At 62.6% G+C, this 21,112-nt stretch carries 23 protein-coding genes; 10 read left to right on the forward strand and 13 right to left on the reverse strand.

What is annotated here, in order from left to right; translation table 11 throughout:
- Positions 1–133: 133 nt before the first annotated feature.
- Positions 134–1,408 carry an ATP-dependent Clp protease ATP-binding subunit ClpX gene (clpX, locus tag FJ946_RS00105; protein ID WP_140493939.1) on the reverse strand — a complete coding sequence of 425 codons (1,275 nt, stop codon included), beginning with the start codon at positions 1,406–1,408 and terminating at the stop codon, positions 134–136.
- A 295-nt stretch (positions 1,409–1,703) separates the two neighbouring features.
- On the reverse strand, positions 1,704–2,333 hold the full coding sequence (gene clpP / locus FJ946_RS00110; RefSeq protein ID WP_027028064.1) for an ATP-dependent Clp endopeptidase proteolytic subunit ClpP: 630 nt from the start codon (positions 2,331–2,333) through the stop codon (positions 1,704–1,706).
- A 335-nt stretch (positions 2,334–2,668) separates the two neighbouring features.
- Between clpP and FJ946_RS00115 the strand changes: the two genes are divergently transcribed.
- On the forward strand, positions 2,669–3,259 hold the full coding sequence (locus tag FJ946_RS00115) for a hypothetical protein (RefSeq protein ID WP_140493941.1): 591 nt from the start codon (positions 2,669–2,671) through the stop codon (positions 3,257–3,259).
- A 2-nt stretch (positions 3,260–3,261) separates the two neighbouring features.
- Here FJ946_RS00115 and FJ946_RS00120 read toward each other — a convergent pair whose 3' ends face one another.
- Positions 3,262–4,365, reverse strand: coding sequence for an FAD-dependent oxidoreductase (locus FJ946_RS00120; protein ID WP_140493943.1), 1,104 nt, complete (start codon positions 4,363–4,365; stop codon positions 3,262–3,264).
- Positions 4,366–4,469: 104 nt separating this feature from the next.
- Here FJ946_RS00120 and FJ946_RS00125 point away from each other — a divergent pair, with 104 nt between their 5' ends.
- On the forward strand, positions 4,470–5,720 hold the full coding sequence (locus FJ946_RS00125; protein WP_140565246.1) for a cytochrome P450: 1,251 nt from the start codon (positions 4,470–4,472) through the stop codon (positions 5,718–5,720).
- A gap of 35 nt (positions 5,721–5,755) precedes the next feature.
- Here FJ946_RS00125 and FJ946_RS00130 read toward each other — a convergent pair whose 3' ends face one another.
- From FJ946_RS00130 to FJ946_RS00155, 6 genes are all read right to left on the reverse strand, one after another.
- Positions 5,756–6,106 carry a cupin domain-containing protein gene (locus tag FJ946_RS00130; RefSeq protein ID WP_181165167.1) on the reverse strand — a complete coding sequence of 117 codons (351 nt, stop codon included), beginning with the start codon at positions 6,104–6,106 and terminating at the stop codon, positions 5,756–5,758.
- An 82-nt stretch (positions 6,107–6,188) separates the two neighbouring features.
- The gene (locus FJ946_RS00135) at positions 6,189–7,469 is read right to left on the reverse strand and encodes an O-acetylhomoserine aminocarboxypropyltransferase (RefSeq protein ID WP_140732013.1); all 1,281 of its coding nucleotides are present in this window, start codon (positions 7,467–7,469) and stop codon (positions 6,189–6,191) included.
- Between the two features lie 157 nt (positions 7,470–7,626).
- Complete coding sequence (locus FJ946_RS00140) at positions 7,627–8,148, reverse strand: CoA-binding protein (protein WP_140521835.1); 522 nt, start codon at positions 8,146–8,148, stop codon at positions 7,627–7,629.
- A complete protein-coding gene (locus tag FJ946_RS00145; protein ID WP_140521833.1) occupies positions 8,145–8,927 on the reverse strand; it encodes an AAA family ATPase in 783 nt (260 codons plus the stop codon). Before FJ946_RS00145 ends, FJ946_RS00140 begins: the two co-directional genes overlap by 4 nt.
- On the reverse strand, positions 8,927–9,349 hold the full coding sequence (locus tag FJ946_RS00150) for a VOC family protein (RefSeq protein WP_140565242.1): 423 nt from the start codon (positions 9,347–9,349) through the stop codon (positions 8,927–8,929). Before FJ946_RS00150 ends, FJ946_RS00145 begins: the two co-directional genes overlap by 1 nt.
- An 11-nt stretch (positions 9,350–9,360) precedes the next feature.
- The gene (locus tag FJ946_RS00155; protein ID WP_140565238.1) at positions 9,361–10,182 is read right to left on the reverse strand and encodes an enoyl-CoA hydratase; all 822 of its coding nucleotides are present in this window, start codon (positions 10,180–10,182) and stop codon (positions 9,361–9,363) included.
- 152 nt (positions 10,183–10,334) lie between these two features.
- Here FJ946_RS00155 and FJ946_RS00160 point away from each other — a divergent pair, with 152 nt between their 5' ends.
- From FJ946_RS00160 to rpsI, 4 genes are all read left to right on the forward strand, one after another.
- Entirely contained in the window at positions 10,335–10,781 is a 447-nt protein-coding gene (locus FJ946_RS00160; protein WP_140493956.1) for a PaaI family thioesterase, read from the forward strand.
- 62 nt (positions 10,782–10,843) lie between these two features.
- On the forward strand, positions 10,844–11,491 hold the full coding sequence (locus FJ946_RS00165; RefSeq protein WP_140565234.1) for a LysE family translocator: 648 nt from the start codon (positions 10,844–10,846) through the stop codon (positions 11,489–11,491).
- Between the two features lie 274 nt (positions 11,492–11,765).
- Positions 11,766–12,230, forward strand: coding sequence for a 50S ribosomal protein L13 (gene rplM, locus FJ946_RS00170; protein WP_010915638.1), 465 nt, complete (start codon positions 11,766–11,768; stop codon positions 12,228–12,230).
- Between the two features lies 1 nt (position 12,231).
- Positions 12,232–12,714: a 30S ribosomal protein S9 gene (gene rpsI, locus FJ946_RS00175; protein WP_140493960.1), complete on the forward strand. Its 483-nt coding sequence runs from the start codon at positions 12,232–12,234 to the stop codon at positions 12,712–12,714.
- Positions 12,715–12,775: 61 nt separating this feature from the next.
- Here the strand turns inward: rpsI and FJ946_RS00180 are convergent, their stop codons facing one another.
- The 3 genes from FJ946_RS00180 to FJ946_RS00190 form a co-directional block, all read right to left on the reverse strand.
- Positions 12,776–14,164 carry an MFS transporter gene (locus FJ946_RS00180; protein ID WP_246673006.1) on the reverse strand — a complete coding sequence of 463 codons (1,389 nt, stop codon included), beginning with the start codon at positions 14,162–14,164 and terminating at the stop codon, positions 12,776–12,778.
- Between the two features lie 81 nt (positions 14,165–14,245).
- The gene (locus FJ946_RS00185) at positions 14,246–15,304 is read right to left on the reverse strand and encodes a glycerophosphodiester phosphodiesterase family protein (RefSeq protein ID WP_140515740.1); all 1,059 of its coding nucleotides are present in this window, start codon (positions 15,302–15,304) and stop codon (positions 14,246–14,248) included.
- Positions 15,305–15,400: 96 nt separating this feature from the next.
- The gene (locus FJ946_RS00190) at positions 15,401–16,609 is read right to left on the reverse strand and encodes an acyltransferase (RefSeq protein WP_140493964.1); all 1,209 of its coding nucleotides are present in this window, start codon (positions 16,607–16,609) and stop codon (positions 15,401–15,403) included.
- A gap of 123 nt (positions 16,610–16,732) precedes the next feature.
- Between FJ946_RS00190 and speB the strand changes: the two genes are divergently transcribed.
- Genes speB through FJ946_RS00205 form a run of 3 tightly spaced genes read left to right on the forward strand, consistent with a single transcriptional unit; the run spans position 16,733 to position 19,535 of the window.
- Positions 16,733–17,740, forward strand: coding sequence for an agmatinase (gene speB / locus FJ946_RS00195; protein ID WP_140565231.1), 1,008 nt, complete (start codon positions 16,733–16,735; stop codon positions 17,738–17,740).
- A 29-nt stretch (positions 17,741–17,769) separates the two neighbouring features.
- The gene (argC, locus tag FJ946_RS00200) at positions 17,770–18,696 is read left to right on the forward strand and encodes an N-acetyl-gamma-glutamyl-phosphate reductase (RefSeq protein ID WP_140565229.1); all 927 of its coding nucleotides are present in this window, start codon (positions 17,770–17,772) and stop codon (positions 18,694–18,696) included.
- Positions 18,693–19,535, forward strand: coding sequence for an aminoglycoside phosphotransferase family protein (locus FJ946_RS00205; protein ID WP_210240087.1), 843 nt, complete (start codon positions 18,693–18,695; stop codon positions 19,533–19,535). The genes argC and FJ946_RS00205 overlap by 4 nt, the downstream gene beginning before the upstream one ends.
- Positions 19,536–19,617: 82 nt before the next feature.
- On the opposite strand, the gene FJ946_RS00210 is transcribed toward FJ946_RS00205, so the two are convergent.
- A complete protein-coding gene (locus tag FJ946_RS00210; RefSeq protein ID WP_140565223.1) occupies positions 19,618–20,706 on the reverse strand; it encodes a COX15/CtaA family protein in 1,089 nt (362 codons plus the stop codon).
- A 183-nt stretch (positions 20,707–20,889) separates the two neighbouring features.
- On the opposite strand from FJ946_RS00210, the gene FJ946_RS00215 reads away from it, so the two are divergent.
- Entirely contained in the window at positions 20,890–21,105 is a 216-nt protein-coding gene (locus tag FJ946_RS00215; protein ID WP_140522178.1) for a DUF2842 domain-containing protein, read from the forward strand.
- Positions 21,106–21,112: the final 7 nt, after the last annotated feature.

Here is a 21,112-nt window from a genome sequence, read left to right on the forward strand (position 1 = left end):
TGGATGCAGGAGGGCCAAAGATCAAGAGTTAACATCGCCGGCGTTCCATTCCCTCGCGAAGGTCGCATGCCTCTCATGGCAAAACGGCGCCCCGAGGGCGCCGTTCCACAAAAATATGGGTTCAAGTGGCATGTCAGGCGCTGACATTGCCCTTCTTTTCCTTCTGTTCGGAATAGATGTAGAGCGGCCGGGCACTGCCGGTCACCACTTCTTCCGAAATCACCACTTCGCGCACGCCTTCGAGCGCCGGCAGTTCGAACATGGTGTCGAGCAGGATCGCTTCCATGATGGAGCGCAGGCCACGCGCGCCGGTCTTGCGCTCGATGGCGCGCTTGGCGATCGCAGACAATGCGTTCTCGTGGAAGGTCAGGTCGACATTCTCCATCTCGAACAGCCGCTGGTATTGCTTGACCAGTGCGTTCTTCGGTTCGGTCAGGATCTGGATCAGCGCCGGCTCGTCGAGGTCTTCCAGCGTCGCCAGGACCGGCAGACGGCCGACAAACTCGGGAATGAGGCCGAACTTCAAGAGATCCTCCGGCTCCACAAGGCGGAAGACATCGCCGGTGCGGCGATCCTCGGGCGATGCCACGGTGGCGCCGAAGCCGATCGAGGTCTTGCGGCCACGATCCGATATGATTTTGTCCAACCCGGCGAAGGCGCCGCCGCAGATAAACAGGATGTTGGCGGTGTCGACCTGCAGGAACTCCTGTTGTGGATGTTTCCTGCCGCCCTGTGGCGGTACCGAGGCGACAGTGCCTTCCATGATCTTCAACAGCGCCTGCTGCACGCCCTCGCCCGACACGTCGCGGGTGATGGAGGGGTTATCGGACTTGCGCGAGATCTTGTCGATCTCGTCGATGTAGACGATGCCGCGCTGGGCGCGTTCGACATTGTAGTCGGCCGACTGCAACAGCTTCAGGATGATGTTCTCGACGTCCTCGCCGACATAGCCGGCCTCGGTCAGCGTCGTGGCATCGGCCATGGTGAAGGGCACGTCGATGATGCGGGCGAGCGTCTGCGCCAGCAGCGTCTTGCCGCAACCGGTCGGGCCGATCAACAGGATGTTGGACTTGGCCAGTTCGACATCGTTGTTCTTGCCGGCATGGGCGAGGCGCTTGTAGTGATTGTGGACGGCCACCGAGAGCACGCGCTTGGCGTAGGGCTGGCCGATAACGTAGTCGTCGAGAACCTTGAGGATCTCCTGCGGGGTCGGCACACCCTCGCGCGACTTCACCATCGAGGTCTTGTTCTCCTCGCGGATGATGTCCATGCACAGCTCGACGCATTCGTCGCAGATGAAGACCGTCGGGCCGGCGATCAGCTTGCGCACCTCATGCTGGCTTTTGCCGCAAAACGAGCAATAAAGCGTGTTCTTGGAATCGCCGCTGTTGTTGCCGACTTTGCTCATTTTCATGTCCTTTCATGGCCGCCCGCCGATGGTCTGGCTGAAAGGGCGCATACTCTATTTATCGCGGGAATCCGCCGCCGCCAGTATCCCGGCTCCCGCAACGTATTCCGTACGAAACACAAATCAGAAAACGTGGCAATGATTCGCAGCAACCCCACACAAAGCTAAGCCGTCGAAAATCAACATAGCCTTAACGTAGGCAATCCCGATCGTCGAGGGAACAGCCAATTGTGGCCGAAATGCCGCAAGACGCGCCAAAAGCGCGTGATGCCGCCATCCAACTGCCAATATGCCGTTATGCCAGCGCCCCTTCGGCCGCTTCGCGCGACGAAATGACCTTGTCGATCAGGCCGAAGTCCTTGGCCTCGTCCGCGGTCATGAAATGGTCACGGTCGAGCGTCTTTTCAATCTCGTCGTAGCTCTTGCCGGTGTGCTTGACGTACACCTCGTTGAGGCGGCGCTTCAGTTTAATGATGTCCTGGGCATGACGCTCGATGTCGGACGCCTGGCCCTGGAAGCCGCCGGACGGCTGGTGAACCATGATGCGGGCGTTGGGCGTGGCGAAGCGCATGTCCTTGTGGCCGGCGGTCAGGAGCAGCGAGCCCATGGAGGCCGCCTGGCCGATGCACAGCGTCGACACGGCCGGCTTGATGAATTGCATGGTGTCGTAGATGGCCATGCCCGAGGTGACGACGCCACCGGGCGAATTGATGTAGAGGTTGATTTCCTTCTTCGGATTCTCGGCTTCCAGGAACAGAAGCTGCGCGCAGACCAGCGTCGCCATGCCGTCCTCGACCGGACCGGTGATGAAAATGATGCGCTCTTTGAGGAGGCGCGAGAAAATGTCGTAGGCCCGCTCGCCGCGATTGGTCTGTTCGACCACCATCGGAACGAGGTTCATGTAGGTTTCGACGGGGTTCTTCATTCGTTATCTCTTGTCTCGCGGTGGGATTCCGGCGCCGGACATGCTGGCAACTCGGGCAGAATCGGTTCTGGATCGTTATTGTGTAAATAGGATGCCGGCTCATCCTTGTGCAAGGCCGACCCCTCCTAGCCATCTGGGTAAGTCGAATCAAGCTTTCCAGGCGAGATTCGCAACGGCGGGCGCTTCCGCCGGCTCGCGACGGCACCTGCGGCCTGACAGGTAGCAGTTTCTTAACCGCGTCACTTAACGAATGCGCCGAACCCGCTTTTCTCGCGGACCGCTTCCCCTACAATTCAACGTTGAACTTGTGTCCGCGGTTCAACAGGGGGAACGTCATGTCCAGGAAAACCGCATGCTTCGCCATGGCCGGGCTGACCATGCTCGGCTCGATTTCGCAGACGGCGGCCGGCGGCCGCGCCGTCGAATGCTATGAGCCGGTCCAAACGCCTGATGTCTATGACACGGTCTACGAGGACGTGATGATCAGTCCGCCCAGCCAGCAGGTCGACTATGAAGCGCCGATCTACGGCACGCGCGAGCGGGTGGTGATGACGGTTCCGGCACAGGTGACCTATGAGGTGGTGCCCGCAATCACCCGTACGGTCTACCACACAGTCAAGGTCGATGATGGCGGCTATTCCTGGGAATGGCGCGTCATCCACGGCCGCAAGGTGCTGTGCAAGGTCCGGCACAAGGCGCGCTATGAACGCGTCGCCGAAACGGTGGTGATCCGGCCGGAGCGCACAAGGCGCGTCGTCATTCCGGCGCAATATGACAGGATCGCCGAGGAGGTGCTGGTGCGACCGGAGCAAAGGCGCGTCATCGACATTCCCGGCGCCTACCAGACCGTCGCGCGGCGCGTGCTGGTGCGCGAAGGCTCATCCGGCTGGCGGCGCGTGCATATTCCCAGGCATTGCCAGGACTGAATTCAGGCGATTTCGGCTCGCAACCAACGTTTCAGGCCGGCAATATCGCCATCATCGACAGCCGCCGCCACACGCCGGCCGACCGCCGCCCCGAATTTATAGCCATGGCCCGAGCAGGCCGAGACGATCAGGCACTTGCCCGTCTCATGCGCCAGGAATTTCTCATCGTCCGTGAATGTGTAGGCGCAGGTGACCACTTCGGTCACCTCATACTCCTCGATGCGGGCGATCGGCGGTGAAAACAGGTTGCGGATCGCCTCGCCCTCGCCCGGCACCGGCTGCCGGTTCCAGTCGGCGTCGCTGGTCGGCACCCTGTGCAGGCCTGAACCGAATTTCATGCCGGCACCTCGGGTCAGCGGAATCATGTAGCCGTCGGTCTTGCCACCTACATCGAGGACCACGGGCGCAACTTCCCAGACGGCCTTGAGGTCCGCCGGCGGTTCGACATAGGCGAGCGCGGTTCGGTACGTCTTCAGTTCGCCGCCGAGTTCGGGGAACAGTTTCAGCACCCAGGCGCCCGCAGCGACGACGATGCGGTCGGCCTGCATCGTCTCGCCGGACGCGAGCACGATATGCCCTGCCTCGGAGTCGACCGCCGTCACCTTGCTGTTCTCGTAGACGTTGGCGCCGTTGGCGCGCAGCCACTTGGCCAGGCCGGACGCGATCTTGCGGCAATGCAGCGCGCCGCCTTCCGGTGAAAAGTAGGCGTAGCGGAACGAGCCCGGCTCCAGGAAAGGCCAGCGTTCGACCGCGGCATCAGGTTCCAGCAGGTCGAACGGATAGTTTCCCTCCTCCAGCCCTTCCCGGTATTCCTCGGCTTCGTCGCCCGGCTCGCGCGAGACGCAGAGGAAGCCCCTGGAATCGAGATGGTTCTCGCCGAGGTCGGCCCACATTTCGTCCCAGGCTTCATAGGCCTCGCTGATCAGCCGGCCGTAGCCGGTCCCGGCCCGGTAGGCACGGCGAATGATGCGGTGATGGTCGCCGGATGCCGCCAACGGATTGGGGATCGGCCCCTGCTCGACGATGGAAACGCTATGGCCAGCCTTGACCAGCGACCATGCGGTGGAGAGACCGGCGATGCCCGCGCCGACAACGATCACATTCATCAAATCAGACTTTCCGCAGCCGTTGCGGCTGGCTCAACGCATTGGATTGCGGGCGCCAACATACGGTCTGGAACCAGGCTGGCAAGCCGCGCTATTGGTCTGGCATGACCAAATCGACGCCATCCTACCTCGCCTTTGATCCAGCGACCCGTCACCTGAGACTTGACCCGCACGAGTGGGCTTTCTTCCAGGATCCGTACGTGGCCTATGCGTTCCTGCACGATGCATCGAACGTCTTTTTCTGGGAAGAATTCGGGTTCTGGTGCTTTGGCGGCTTCGACGACGTCAACAAGCTGTTGCGCGACCGCCGCTTCGGCCGCCATAACCCGGCGGGCATTCCCGACAGTTGTGGCATCGGCCGGGATAGAACACATCTCAAGGCATTCGACGGCATCGAAGCCAATTCCATGCTGGAACTGGAGCCGCCGGTACACACGCGGCTTCGAACACTGGTCAACCGCGCCTTCGTGTCGCGCCAGGTCGAGCGGCTGCGGCCGCGCGTGGAGGCACTCGCCAACGAACTGATCGATCGTTTCGAGCCGGGCAAGCAAGTCGACCTGCTGCCCGCCTTCGCTTCTCCCCTGCCCATCACCATCATCGCCGAGATGCTCGGCGTGCCGGTCGAAATGGGACCGCAACTGCTCGACTGGTCACATCGAATGGTCGCCATGTACGTGCATGGCCGCACTCGCGAGATCGAGGAGACGGCCAATCGCGCGGCGCAGGATTTTGCCGATTTCCTGCGCGGCACCATCGCCGAACGGCGCAAAAATCCCGGCGACGACCTGCTGTCGCTGCTGATCTCGGCGCAGGAGGGCGGCCAAAAATTGTCGGAAGACGAAATGGTGTCCTCGGCGATCCTGCTGCTCAATGCCGGCCACGAAGCGACCGTGCACCAGACCGGCAATGCGGTGCGCTCGATCTTGGCGCAAGGCGGCGACCCGCGCCGTTTCTTCACCTCAGCCGAGGCAACGGCGGCCGCTGTCGAGGAATGCCTGCGCTTCGACGCGCCGTTGCACATGTTCACCCGCTACGCCTACCAGGAGATCGAAATCGCTCCCGGGATCGTCGTGCAGCCCGGCCAGACGATCGGTCTGCTGCTTGGCATGGCCAACCATGACCCTCATGCCTTTGCCGAGCCGCGGGCCTTCCGGCCGGATCGTGCCGACCAGAAGAACGTGTCGTTCGGCGCCGGCATCCATTTCTGCATCGGCGCGCCCCTGGCCAGGCTCGAATTGCAGGTGTCGCTGAAAACCTTGTTCGAGCGGCACCCAAAGCTCCGTCTTGCCCAAAGCCCAAGCTTCCGTGACACGTATCATTTCCATGGGCTGGAAGCGCTCACCGTCGGCTTCTGAAGGAGCGCAGGCCTGAGCTGTGAGCTGCGCGCAGCTCACAGCCTGATCACATACTCCTTGCGGGTGGTTTCAAGCACTTCCCAGCTTCCCTTGAAGCCAGGTCGCAGCACGAAGCTGTCGCCGGCCCTGACGGTGCGCGCTTCGCCACCCTCCTCTTCGATCACCGAAACGCCGGAAAGGATGTGACAGAATTCCCATTCGTCGTAGACGATGCGCCACTTGCCCGGAGTCGATTCCCAGATACCGGCATAAAGACCGCCTTCGCGCTCCTCGACGTTCCAGGTGCGGAATTTCGGATCGCCTGAGATCAGGCGATCGGGCGCCGGCGCGCCTTCTTCGGCGTCGACAGAATCCGTCGATATCGTCAGGTAATGCTCGGACAGGATTTGCCTCCATGAGAACCGGCCTCGGGCCGGCTCGCCTTACCCCGGCGTTTTGCGCCGACCCTCCTACGAGGGGGAGGCTAGATCAAACTTTGGCGAGTGCCTGTTCGAGATCGGCGACGATGTCGGTGACGTCCTCGATGCCGATGGACAGCCGCACCGTGTCCGGTCCCGCACCCGCCTTGACCTTCTGCTCGTCGGACAGCTGTCGGTGCGTGGTCGACGCCGGATGGATGACCAAGGACTTGGTGTCGCCGACATTGGCCAAGTGCGAGAACAACTCCAACGCTTCGACGAATTTGACGCCGGCCTCGTAACCGCCCTTGAGGCCGAAGGTGAAGACCGCGCCGGCGCCTTGCGGCGAGTATTTCTTTTGCAGGGCGTTGTTCTTGTCGCTGGGAAGGCCGGGATAGTTGACCCAGGCCACCTTGGGATGGTTGGACAGCCAGCCCGCGACGGTGATCGCATTGTCGCAATGGCGCTGCATGCGCAGCGGCAAGGTTTCGAGGCCTGTCAAAATGAGAAAGGCGTTGAACGGCGAAATCGCCGGGCCGAGATCGCGCAGGCCAAGCACGCGCGCGGCGATGGCGAAGGCGAAATTGCCGAAGGTTTCGTGCAGCACCAGGCCGCCATGTTCGGGGCGCGGTTCCGACAGCATCGGGTACTTCCCTGATTTCGACCAGTCGAACGTGCCGCCATCGACGATGGCGCCGCCGATCGAGTTGCCGTGACCGCCAATGAACTTGGTCAGCGAATGGACTACAATGTCGGCGCCGTGCTCGATCGGCCGGATCAGGTAGGGCGAGGCCAGGGTGTTGTCGACGATCAGCGGCAGGCCATGCTTACGCGCGATGTCGCCGATCTTCTCTATGTCGACGAAGGTGCCGCCGGGATTGGCCAGACTCTCGATGAAGATCGCCTTGGTCTTGTCATCGATCTGGCTCTCGAAGGTTGACGGATCGTTCGCTTCGGCCCAGCGCACCTCCCAGCCAAAGTTCTTGAAGGCATGGCCGAACTGGTTGATCGAACCGCCATAGAGCTTGTTGGCGGCGACGAAATTGTCGCCCGGCTGCAACAGATTGTGGAACACGATTACCTGGGCGGCGTGGCCGGACGCGACCGCCAGGGCGGCCGTGCCGCCCTCGAGCGCCGCTATGCGTTCTTCGAGCACCGCCTGCGTCGGGTTCATGATGCGGGTGTAGATGTTGCCGAAGGCCTTCAGCCCGAACAGCGAGGCGGCATGATCGGCGTCGTCGAAAACAAAGGAGGTCGTCTGGTAGATCGGCGTGGCGCGTGCGCCGGTGGCCGGATCGGGCTTGGCGCCGGCATGGACGGCGAGCGTGTTGAAACCGGGCGTGCGGGTCACTGAAACCTCCCTCGAAAAAACTTCTGAAATTCGCCGGCCATTCTTGGCCAAGCTCAACCACGAATGCAAAGAAGAAAATACCCTTCGGCGTGTCATCTTCGACCAGGCAGCAGGAAAATACGGCTCCTGCCGGAATGATTTTGCGCCTTCCCCTTGTCTATTTTTGCCGCACGCCGAAACTCTGGAATCCCGACCGCATCAGCGGCTTCTTCGACGACAGCACACCGGAATTGACCCCGGTCCAGCCGATCTCGCCGGACAGCTTGCCATATTCGATCTTGGGGCAGCGGTTCATCACCACCTTAACGCCGGCGGCTTCGGCGCGTGCGGCGGCTTCGTCGTGGCGCACGCCGAGTTGCATCCAGATCACTTTCGGCAGGGGATCGAGCTTCAGCACCTGGTCGACAACGCCGGCCACCGCCGCCGAGGCGCGAAAGATGTCGACCATGTCGATGGGCTGGGCAATCTCGGCAAGGCTGCCATAGACCGTACGGCCGAGTATCTCCTTGCCAGCATGACCCGGATTGATGGGGAACACCTCAAACCCCTTGGCCAGCAGGTATTTCAACACGAAATAGCTTGGACGAACGTCGTTGGCGGACGCGCCGACCATGGCGATGGTCTTCACCGAATTGAGGATGCCGGCGATGTAGGCGTTGTCATAGCTATCGTGATTCATGGCTCGTCCTCATACAACGCCTCGGCGAGAAAGCCATCAGGATCACTGCTGAAATCGCGCATCATGCGGAAGTGGTCCGTATCACGAAAATCGGTCGAATCTAGCCCGAACCGGCTGATGCGGAACAGCCGCGCGCCTGGACAGGCCATCAGCAGCGGCGAATGCGTCGCCATGATCACTTGCGCAGTGCCCGACCGATCCATGCGCCGCAGCATCTTGAGAAGTTCGATCTGGCGCGATGGAGACAGCGCACTTTCGGGCTCGTCGAGGATGTAGATGCCTTGCCTGCGGCAACGTTCCTCGAAGAAGCGGATGAACCCTTCGCCATGCGACCAGGACAGAAAGTCGGGCGGAGGTGGCTTGAACGGATCTTCCAGGGCCACCTGGTCAAGATAGCGAGCCACCGAGTAGAAGGATTCGGCGCGAAAGAACCAGCCGGCGGTGACTTTTGGCAACCAATGGCCACGGAAGGTATCTGCCAGCGCGGCACCACTCCTGTCGATGGCGCCGGAATGGTCGACAGGCCGGTAGCCCTTGCCGCCTCCGGCTTCGTCGTAACCGGCGAGCGCGCCGATCGCCTCGAGCAATGTCGATTTGCCGGTGCCGTTCTCACCGACGATGATGGTAATTGGTGTGGTGAATTCGAGTTCGAAGGCGTGACCGCGAAACAGCGGCAGGTTCCACGGGTATTTTTCCCAATCGGTCACCCGCTCGGAATCGAGCAGAATGCGCTTGAGATAGGGCGCCTTGAGCCGCGTCAACTGCCTGCGGTGAGCCATCAATCGGGCAGCGAGATCGTACCGTCTTCCGCGATCGGAAAGGCCGGGTTGTGCGCCACTTCCCAGACATGTCCGTCGGCATCGGCGAAATAGCCGTACCAGCCGCCCCAGAAGGCACGGCCTGCCGGCTTGACGATGCGGCCGCCGGCCTCTTCAGCCATCGCAAGCACCGCGTCGACTTCGGCATCGGAGCGGGTGTTGTAGGCGAGATAGACGGCGGAAGGCGCCTTGGCGAAGGTGATGCCGGAATCCTCCTCGGCGCTGGCGCGCGGGAACAGGCCGAGTATAACACCACCCATCTGGAAGAAGGCGACGCCATCGGTGATGCCCGCATGGCGCTTCAGGCCCATCGTCTCGTAGAAGCGCACCGCACGATCGAGATCGTCGGTGGCGATGGTGATGATGGAGATGCGCGGCTCCATGACTTTCGTCCTTATTCGTCGGTCCATTCCGGCTTGCGTTTGCCGATGAAGGCGCCGATGCCCTCCTGGGCGTCACGCGCCAGCATGTTCTCGACCATGACCCGGCCGGTATAGCCATAGGCATCCGCCAGCCCCATCTCGGCCTGCGCATAAAACGCTTCCTTGCCGGTCTTCACCACCGAAGATGATTTTGAAGCAATGGTTTGCGCGTATTTGTTGACAATCTGATTCAGGTACTCGCGCGGCACGACGCGGTTGACCAAGCCGAACTCCTTGGCGGTCGCGGCATCGATGGTTTCGCCGGTCAGGAGCATTTCCATGGCGTGCTTGCGCGAGACGTTGCGAGACAGCGCCACCATCGGCGTCGAGCAGAACAGGCCGATATTGACGCCCGGCGTGCAGAACGTCGCCTCATGCGAGGCGATGGCGAGGTCACAACTGGCGACAAGCTGCAGGCCGGCGGCGGTGGCCAGGCCATCGACCTCGGCGATCACCGGCTTGGGGTGGCGCACGATCGCCTGCATCAGCGTGGCGCAGGCGGCAAACGTCTCTTCGAAGAAGGCCTTGCCGCGATCGGCGTCGGCGCGGCGCGCTGTCATCTCCTTGAGATCGTGGCCGGCGCAGAATACCTTCCCGGCCGCCGACAGCACTATGACGCGAACGGCCTTGTCGGCCCTGGCACGGTCCAGTTCCTCCGTCAGCGCCGTCATCGCCGCCAGGGAAAGCGCGTTCGCGGGGGGATTGGCAAGCGTCAGGCGCAGCACGCCCTCGTCGCGCCTAGCCGCAACCGGCCCTTCAACTGCGACAGGCTTGATGGCAAGGATTTCGGCCATGGCTAAGGTCTCCGCGATTCCGTTCCGCTGGCAAGGTATCTAATATCGGCTGGGGTTTCATCAACACCGTATCGCTTGCGCCAGTAGGATGAAGGTGTTGCCAGAAACGCGCCGCTTCGCCCATACAGGCTTGGCGCAGAATGAGGACCGAGATGCCCGCCCAGACCAAGCTCGAGCCGGTGCTGACAGCAGCCCAGGTCAATGCGCTGATGGAGACCGTGTTTCCGCAGCTCAACGAAAAGGGCGCGGCCTTTGAGGCAACCGACGTGTTTCCCGGCGGCTGCACCGTGCGGCTCAATGCCGGCGAACGGCATTTGCGTCCCGGCGGTACGGTGTCCGGCCCTGCCTTGTTCACGCTGGCCGACATTGGCGGCTATGTCTGCGTGCTCAGCCATGCCGGGCCCGATGCGCTCTCGGTCACCACCAATCTGAACATCAATTTCGTCCGCAAGGCCGAGGCAGGACCGATCGATGGCCATTGCCGCATTCTGAAGCTCGGAAAGAACCTGATGGTCTTCGACATCGACATCGTCGCCGGCCCGGAGGGGCAGACAGTGGCGCACGCCACCGGAACCTATTCGATCCCGCCGAAACGCTGACACGGAGAAGGCCGATCCGGCATCCTGGCCGGAACTCCCGATCGACACGTCCGTTTTGCGGCATGCCCGATCTGACCACATACCTTGCCTTTCTCGGCGCCGTGCTTGCCTACCAGCTTTCCGGCGTCGGGCCCGATATGATGCTTGTGATCAGTCGCGGCGTCGGACAGGGCTGGCGCCACGCGCTGGCGGCCGCGACAGGCTGCGTATCGGCCGGCGTCGTACAAATTCCATTACTTGCGATGGGACTTGCCACGCTGATCACATCCTCGCCGCCTCTTTACAGCTTTCTCCAAATCGTCGGCGCCATCTATCTGATCGCCATCGGGGTCAAATTCCTGTTGGCGCGCCGGCAGGATGAAAGTCGTACCTCTGCCTTTGCCAACACCGGTGGCACTGCTGCCGCTTTCCGGCAAGGCATGATCTGCAATCTCACCAATCCGACGACGCTTGCCTTCATGTTAGCGATGCTGCCGCAATTCGTTCACCCTTGGGCCGGTCCAGCGGCGTTGCAGTTCGTCATTCTCGGCACGACTATGAAGATGATGGGAATGGTTGTCCTCGGCGCTGTCGCGCTGACCTCCGGCGCGGTCGGCGGCTGGCTGTCGCGCCGAAGCAGCTTCGTCGTGTGGCAGGGAAGGCTGGCCGGAGCCATTATGGTCGCCGTCGGCATCAGACTCCTGCTTGCAGTGACGAGTGGCCGGCGGTGAGCGAAATACCAGCCGTTTTGGCGGTAGGCCGTGTTGTAAAATAATACCACATAGTTTAGCACTTGAAATTTAACGGTTTTTCGTTTTCGTTGACTCCCGATGATGCTTGACGAGGGCTACCCTCCTCCCCTATAAGCCCTCACGAAGCAGCGGCCCGCAAAGGCCGCCGTTTTGTTATTGGCGGCGGGCAAGCGCTTTTCGCCAATCCAAGCAACAAGAAACGCCTTCCTTATCGTTTGTGGATTGGGGAAGGTCCGAACCGAAAGCAGAAAACATGACAACCTTTTCGCAGAAGCCTGCGGATGTGGTGAAAAAGTGGATCCTGATCGACGCCGAAGGTCTCGTCGTCGGCCGGCTCGCCACCGTTATCGCCAATCATCTTCGCGGCAAGCACAAGCCGACCTTCACCCCGCATGTCGACGACGGCGACAATGTCATCGTCATCAATGCCGACAAGGTGGTGTTCACCGGCAAGAAGTTCACCGACAAGGTCTATTACTGGCACACCGGGCACCCCGGCGGCATCAAGGAGCGCACCGCGCGCCAACTGCTCGAAGGCCGTTTCCCCGAGCGTGTCGTCGAGAAGGCCGTTGAGCGCATGGTTCCGCGTGGCCCGCTCGGCCGTCGCCAGATGAAGAACCTGCGCGTCTATGCAGGCGCCGAGCATCCGCATGTCGCCCAGCAGCCAGAAGTCCTCGACGTGGCCAAGCTGAATTCCAAGAACAAGAAGGTCGCATAAGATGGCTGAGCTTTCCTCGCTCGCAGAACTGGGCGCCGCCACCGGCAACACCAATACGCAGGCCGCGGCACCCGTCCATGTCCAGAAGCTCGACAAGTCGGGCCGCGCCTATGCCACCGGCAAGCGCAAGAACGCCATCGCGCGTGTTTGGGTGAAGCCAGGTTCGGGCAAGATCGTCGTCAACGACAAGGAATTCGCGACCTATTTCGCGCGTCCGGTCCTGCAGATGATCCTCAACCAGCCGATCATCGCCGCCAACCGCTCGGGCCAGTACGACATCGTCGCCACCGTCATCGGCGGCGGCCTTTCGGGCCAGGCCGGCGCTGTGCGTCACGGCATCTCCAAGGCGCTGACCTATTACGAGCCGGCGCTGCGTGCCGTGCTCAAAAAGGGCGGCTTCCTGACCCGCGACAGCCGCGTCGTCGAGCGCAAGAAGTACGGCAAGGCGAAGGCCCGTCGTTCGTTCCAGTTCTCGAAGCGCTAAGCGCATCGCAGCTTCACAACCGAAAGGCCGCCTCCGGGCGGCCTTTTTGCGTTGCGCATCACTATTGAGCGGAATGGTCGGCGTCGCGGATGAACAGGAACGCGCAAAGTGCCGAGCCGGCCACCGCGAGCGCCGAGGCCAGGAATGCCAATTGCATGCCATCGATCGTGCCCAGCGCCAAGGCGGACCCGAACAGCGCCACCCCGATCGCGCCACCCGACTGGCGCACGGTGTTGAGTACGCCCGATGCCGTTCCCGACATCTCCGCCGGCACGGAAGACAACAGCGCGGTGGTCATGGCCGGTACGGCAAGACCAATGCCGACCGGCAGGAACAGCAGGCGCCACAGCAGCGACAGGTAGGACGTATCGGCCTGGATCAGCGCCATCAGTCCGAAACCGGCTGCCCCGACGAACAGGCCAATCGCCATGGGCGATCGTGGGCCATGATTTGCGGCAATGCGCCCGGCGGCAATGTTCGACAGGGTGACTGCCGCCATGAACGGCAGGAAGGCCAGCCCTGTCATTTCGGGAGAAAAATGCCTTTCCTGCTGGAAATACAGGCTGAGCATGAAGATCGTGCCATAGAGCGTCAGGTTGACGGCCAGTCCGACAAGGCTCGTCACAGCCGGCACGCGGCTGGCAAAAAGACCGAGCGGAAACATCGGCGCCCTCGTCCGGCTCTCGACCAGCAGGAACAGGCTTGCGGCCACCACCGCCAATACCAGTCCGCCGATGACCGGCATCGAGGTCCAGCCCGACGAACCGGTTTCGATAAAGGCGCCGGTCAGCGAAAACAGCGCCAGCACGACAAGTCCCTGCCCCACCCAGTCGATCGGCGGCCGCTCGGCCTTGAGCGGCGTTTCCTGCAGAAACCGATAAGCCATCCAGATGGCGAGAGCGCCAATGGGCAGGTTGACCAGAAAGATGCTGGCCCAGCCAAGCGACGCGACCATGAAGCCGCCGAGCACCGGCCCTGCCGACAGCGCGATGCCGCCCGCCGCCGTCCACAGCCCAACGGCGCGTGCCCGGCGCGCCTTGTCGGACGCGTAGGCGCGATTGAGGAGTGCCAGCGAACACGGTATCAGCAAGGCGGCACCCGCGCCTTGTGCAGCGCGCGCCGCAATCAGCAACCAGGCACTCTGAGCCAGGCCGCAAGCCAGCGAAGCAATGCTGAACAGCGCCATGCCGCCAACGAAAACGCGGCGAGCGCCGACCCTGTCGCCGAGGGCGCCGCCGGCGAGCAGCAGCGAGGCGAAGGCAAGCGTGTAGGCGTCGACGACCCATTGCAGGCCGCCGACCCCCATCGACAGCCCAGTACCGATCCTGTTCAGCGCGATGTTGACGATGGAGACATCAAGCTGCACGACGACGAAGCCGAGGCTGGTCGCAGCAACGGTGGCGGCATAGGCGGCAGGGCGCTTGAGAACGATGGTATCGGGCATGCCCATGGATAACGGGTTTCCCCTGACACCGTTGCGTCAGCAGGCGCCGGCCTGCGACAACAAGGCCGGAACTTCAGCCGCGGCAAATCAATTGATGCTGGCGGTCGCGGCAGGTTCGACGCGTTCGCCCGTCTCCGCATAGGGCACGCGAAACCCATTTGCCGCCAGCCAGCCTATCGCCGCCTTTGGCTCATCGGTCTGGATGATGGTGGCGCCACGATCGGCCCAGAAGCCCCAGGCTTCACGCGGCAGGCTGGCCTGAACCGCCAGTTCATCGCCCCGGCCGCCGGCAAGGAAGCCGCCCGGCTTGTTGACGATGGCGTAGGTGTCGGCCCAGATGTGCCAGTCGCCCCTCACCGCGGCCGCGCGCATGCGCGTGCTGAACAGCGGCCCGCCAGTCTCGGTCAACGTCTCCGCGCCGGCGCGCCAGTTGATCAGCTCGATCGCGCGCGGCGCAAAAGCATGGTCGACCGTCGCGGCGAAACCGGCGTCATGCACTGCGTCGTCGGCGATGATCGGCATGAACTGGAAGCCGCCGCCGACCGCTTCCATGGCAGCCTTCACCGTAGCGATCCTGGTCTGGTTCCACAGGTTTTCCTTGACGATGACCTGGTCGGCCATGCCGAGATCTCGCGCCACCGCGACCATACCCGACAGGTCCCCAACCTCGAGCTTGTTGTCGAGATTGATGAGGATCTGGTCCCGGGTCGCCAGCAGCATCTCGCGCAGCGTCGAGACTGTCTCGTCGGTTACGGCGCCCGTGCCTTCGATCACCAGCCGGCAACTCTTCAGTTCGGCCAGCGTGTACTTAACCACCTCACCCTTGCAGGTCGTGGTGCGATCAAGCCAGCTGTCATGCATGACTACAAACTCGCCGTCCTTCGAGCGCCGGATGTCGACCTCGACGATCTCGGCGCCGATCGCGATCGAGCCTTCGACGGCGGCGAGCGAATTTTCCGCATAGAGCGTCTTGCCGGCCTGCATGCTGCCGGCGCGATGCGCGACCACCATGACGTGGTCGCGCCACTGATTGGCATGTTCGAAGCGGTCGAGGATCTGCCTCGCACGGGTTTCGCCCGCCATTGACTGGCTGGCGGAAGCCGCCAGCGTGACGGAAAACAGAAGGCTCGGCCAGAAGGTCCGCATCGAGAATCGCTCCATTCCGGATCGAACCGGGAATAGGCGATGCCCGTGACGTCTAGGTGAACGAAGCCGGCTAGCGGTTGCCAGCGATATGTCGCCTCAGATGCGTTTCGACAGTCGGCGGAACCAGGCCATCGCAGGCATCTCGACGAAACGCCAGGTAATCCAGGAGACACCTATCGTGGCAAGGAGCATGACGAGGATCGCAACGTCCCCCGCCCAGCCGGCGCCGAAGCCGGTCGCCGGCTCTCCGCGCAAGACGATGTCGCCGACAAGACCGAGGCCGAGCTTGCGCTCGACCAGGCCGGCGACATTGATCATGCGCGCCTGGACGAAGATGTGGACCATGTAGATCGAGTAGGACAGCGCGCCGAGCGTCAGAATGAGTGGGGTTCTCAGAAAGACACTGATCCAGCCCCCCTCATGAGCAAAGAGAAACAATGCCAGTGCAAACACCAGCGGTGCTGCGATCCCGGCATCATTGTCGCCCGCCAGTGCGACGAAAAGCACAATGACAGCCGCCATGACGATTTCGGCAAGGGTCCAGCTCAGCAACGGGCCGGTCCGGGCAAGCGCCTGTCGCGCGCCTGCAATGGAATCATGCTGGAACGAGGCAAGCAAGGCGCCGAGCGAGAAGCCGTACAGGCAGCGTATGAAGCCGAAATCGAAGGACACATCCATATGGTGGGTCGAGAAGCCAAGCAGAAACAGAGGCGCGGTGATGGCGGCGGCGACGAACCACACCCAGGCGCGTGCCCCGGCGGTGAAGACCACTCCCGCGAACAACAGGTAGGCGAAGAACTCCGCCGAAATGCTCCAGCTTGGCGCATTCCAAGTCAATTGGTCATCGAAGCCGACCCCCTGGAGCAGCAGCAGATTGCTAAGCAGGCTCTCGAGGCTGAAGCCGCCGGTGAAGGGAGCGGCACCGGCGCCATGCACCTGCGGCAGCATCAGCCGCAGCAGCTCGAATCCGGCAAAAGCGGCGAGCATGAGAAAGTGCAGCGGATAGATGCGGCCGAAGCGCACCAGCGCAAAGCGTGCGACCTCCCGCGGCTGGTTCAGCCGCCAGCCATAGGAGCTGGCGATGACGAAACCGGAGAGAACGAAGAAGAAGTCGACAAACAGATAGGACGAACCGACAAAGGCGCTTTGCGAGATCGTCGAAGCGGTCGGGAAGTGGAACAGCGCCACCAGCAGGGCGCAGATGCCGCGCCACGAATCGAGAACCAGGAACCGCTCACCCGCCACCGTGCCGGACTGGATCGACGCCGCGCCATGGGGAGAATCAAGAAACGCGGTCTGCGTCATGATGATACAATCCTGTCTCGCGGCGGCACCGCGCCCGCGCCGTTTCGTTTCCCCAAGCTGTGACTGGCATGTTGCGTGCCGGTTCTGTAGTTGTTGCACCCCGATGAAAACCAAGGATCCGTAATGGCGAACAAGAACATCGACCATGCCTTCACAGCCCGCTCGAAGACGGGCGCTTCGCTGGAGCCGACCTATGCCGGCGCGCTGTCGTTCATGCGACGCAAATACACGAAGGATGTGAAGGGCGCGGACGCTGTGGTTTGGGGCATCCCTTTTGATGCCGCCGTCACCAATCGGCCCGGCGCGCGTTTCGGGCCGCAGGCGATCCGCCGCGCCTCGGCAATCCTCGACAACGATCCGCAATATCCCTTTTCGCGCGATCTGTTCGAGCACCTCGCGGTGGTCGACTATGGCGATTGTCTGCTTGATACCGGCAACCACCAGAAGACGCCGGGGACGATCGAACGCGAGGCGGCCAAGATCCTGAAGACAGGTGCTTTCCTGCTGTCGCTGGGCGGCGACCATTTCGTCACCTGGCCCCTGCTCAAGGCACATGCCGCAATCCATGGCCCGCTCGCTCTGGTGCAGTTCGATGCGCACCAGGATACCTGGGAGGATGACGGCAAACGCATCGACCACGGATCCTTCGTCGGCCGCGCGGTCAAGGAAGGCATTATCGATCCCGACCGCTCGATCCAGATCGGCATCCGCACCCACGCGCCCGACACGTTCGGCATCAAGATCCTCTACGGTCACGAGATCGAGGAGATGCGTGCATCCGACATCGCCTACGCCATCGTCGACAGGACGGGCGGCAAGAAGACCTATCTCACCTTTGATATCGACTGCCTTGATCCCGCCTATGCACCCGGCACCGGCACGCCGGTCGCCGGCGGGCCGTCCTCTGCAAAGATCCTGTCGACGCTGCGCCAGCTCAACCAGATCGATATTGTCGGGGCCGATGTCGTGGAGGTTGCGCCGGCCTACGATCACGCCGATATAACGGCGATTGCCGGCTCGATGATCGCCATGCAGTATCTCGGCCTGCTGGCCGAGCGGAAAGCACGGCTCGAAGAGCTGAACAACGGCAGCCACAACGGTGCCGCGGTGAACCAAGGCAACGGCATATAGTTTTCGATATCAGGGAATTTGATCAGCCAATGAAACCGAGAATCTTCATCGACGGCGAGCACGGCACCACCGGCCTCCAGATCCGGGCGCTGCTTGCCGAGCGCGGCGACCTGGAGATCATTTCAATTCCCGCCGAGCGCCGCAAGGAAACGGCGGCGCGAGCCGAATTCCTCAATGCCGCCGACGTTGCGATCCTGTGCCTGCCGGACGATGCGGCGAAGGAGAGCGTGTCGCTGATCTCCAACGAGACCACCAGGGTCATCGATGCTTCGACCGCGCATCGCGTAGCGCAAGGCTGGGAATATGGCTTTGCCGAGATGGACAAGGAGCAGGCGAAGAAGATCGGGGCGGCGAAACGCGTCGCCAATCCCGGCTGCTGGCCGCAGGGACCGATCGCGACGCTGCGGCCGCTGGTCGCCGCCGGCCTGCTGCCTGCGGATTTCCCGGTCACAGTCAACGGCATCTCGGGTTATTCGGGCGGCGGCCGCCCGATGATCGAGGACTATGTCGCCAAGGGCGAGGACGCCTCTGAATTCCTGCCCTACGGGCTCACCCTCCAGCACAAGCACGTGCCGGAGCTCAGGGCCTATGCGAAACTGTCGCACGATCCGATCATGCAGCCAGCGGTGGGCAATTTCGCGCAAGGCATGATCACGGTGGTGCCGCTGCAGCTCGGTGGCCTCGACCATGTGCCGACCGGTGCGGAACTCCATGCAGCCATCGCCGACCATTTCGCCGCCATCAAGGGCGGCGTGGTCGAAGTGGCGCCCTATGCGCATGTGGAGCGCATTCCGGAGATCGATCCGGAAATCTACAATGGCACCAACCGAATGAAGCTCTACGTCTTTGCCAATGACAAGCGCGCGCAGGCCCTGCTGCTCGCCGTTTACGACAATCTCGGCAAAGGGGCATCGGGGGCTGCCGTACAGAACATGGACCTGATGCTCGGCCTCTGATGGCGGCACCGGCATTTCCGGACCGTTGGAAGATCAGCGCGCCCGAGCTCATCGCCGAGACCTTTTCGAGCCGCATCTGGAAGGTGCGGCGCGAGGACGGCTCGCCGGCGATCGTCAAGGCGCTGAAGCCATTCGATGACGTCGCAGACGAGTTGCGCGGCGAGCATTTCCTTGCCTGGCGGCGCGGCGAAGGCGCCGTGCGGCTGCTGGGCCGCGACGGGCATTCCATGTTGCTCGAATATGCCGGGGAGACCATGCTGTCGCATGTTCTTGCCGAGCAGGGAGATTTGGCCGCCACGGAAATCGCGGCGGAGGTGATGGCAAAGCTGTTTTCGCCATCGGATCACCCCGCTCCGCCCGACCTGCAGCCGCTTCGGGAACGATTTTCCAGCCTGTTCAAGAAAGCGGAGGCCGACCGTGTCGTTGGCCGGAACAGCCTTTATGTCGAAGCGGCGGAAATCGCCGACCGGCTGCTGGGTGGTCCGCATGATGTCAGGCCGCTGCATGGCGACCTCCATCACGACAACATCATGCACGGAGCACGCGGCTGGCTGGCGATAGATCCGAAGAGCGTTCTCGGCGACCCGGGATTCGATGCCGCGAACATGTTCTACAATCCTCTTGATCGCGACGACCTTTGTCTCGATCCCCCACGGATTGCCGGGATGGCTGAAGTCTTTGCGCGAACGCTGAGCCAGACGCCGGCGGCAATACTGGATCACGCCATCGCCTATGGCTGCCTGTCGGCTTCCTGGCACCATGAGGACGACAACGCGATCGAGGAGAACCGCGAACTGTCGGTCGCAGCAGCGATCCGAACGGTACGGCTCGGCTTCTGATCCGTGCCGCCTTGCGTCAGGCGGAATTCGACGGCGACAAGACGATGGCGCAGTCGAACGTTCTGGATGTGACCGGAGAGACTCAGCGTCCGAGGGCGATCTCGTGGGGCAAGGGATATGCGCCCTTGGTGCCGCGCCAATGCGCGGCGGCGAACCCCAGCACGATCAACGCGAATCCCTGGTGGATCAGCGCCATGTGCAGCGGCACATGCATCAACAGCGTGCCGATGCCGACGGAGGCCTGCACCAGCACCAGGGCAAACAACAGCGTCGCGCGACGAGCATGCGTTGAACCGGGCAGACGGCGACGCGTGGCGATCATGTGCCACAGGGCGACGACGAACACCGTGTAGGCGCCGATCCGGTGCACGAACTGCACCGTCTTGGGGCTTTCGAAGAAATTGCGCCATGCCGGCTCCAGGATCAGCAGATCGCCGGGAATGATCTTGCCGTCCATCAGCGGCCAGGTGTTGTAGCTCAGGCCAGCGTGGAGCCCGGCGACCAGACCGCCGAGATAGATCTGGATCAGCGCCAGAAGCACTATGAAACCAGCCAGTTTCTGGGTCGAACGATCGGCCGCAGGTTCCGAATGCGGCGCCAGGCCGCGCGCGACGACCATGGTCGCCGTGAAGATCAGGGCGGCAAGCGTCAGATGGGTGGCGAGCCGGTACTGGCTGACCGAGACGCGGTCGACCAGACCCGAGGCAACCATCCACCAGCCGATGGCGCCTTGCAGACCGCCGAGAAGCAGGATGCCGACCAGCTTCGGCCCCAGTCCGCGCTCGATGCGGCGCGCCGCCCAGAAGAACAGCAGCGGCAAGGCAAAGACCAGGCCGACGCTGCGCGCCAGGAGCCGATGCGCCCACTCCCACCAGAAGATCGACTTGAATGCCTCGATGCTCATGCCCTTGTTGAGCTCGGCATATTGCGGGATCTGCTGATAACGCTGGAATTCCTCTTGCCATTCGGCGTCGTTGAGCGGCGGGATGACGCCGTGGATCGGCTGCCACTCGGTGATCGACAGGCCGGACTCGGTGAGCCTTGTGGCGCCGCCGACCAGCACCAGCGCGAACAGCACCAGAAGCACCACGTAGAGCCAGCCGCGCACCAGCGCGCGGTTGTGCAGATCGCGGTCACGCGCCTCGTAAGGCGCGGCAGTAATGGCGGCCATGGATTTATCCCGGCAGGTTGAAGTCGCGGATTGGTGGACCATCGCACTCCCGCATGCAAGACCGGGCGGCGCGGCACGCCGTCGCGCCGCGTCTGTCGGGTTGCACAGCTTCGCGTCAAGGCCTATGGCGAAGCCGACACATTGAGCTGGGCCGCACTTTACCCCGGCTCCAGGAGGCCAACCATGCCCGTGCGCCTGAAAAAGCTGATCGGAATGTTCCTGCTGGTGGCGCTTGTCATCATCTACGCGCTGGTCGCATCGATCTTCGCGGTCGCCCGGCTGTCCGAGGCGGGCCCGTGGACGCATTTCCTGTTCTTCCTGCTAAGCGGCCTGCTCTGGGTGCTGCCGGCCATGGGCATCATCAAATGGCTGATGCTGGAGCCTCGGCCCAAGCGCTGAACCGTTG

Source organism: Mesorhizobium sp. B2-4-7, assembly GCF_006442685.1.
Classification (GTDB): Bacteria; Pseudomonadota; Alphaproteobacteria; order Rhizobiales; family Rhizobiaceae; genus Mesorhizobium.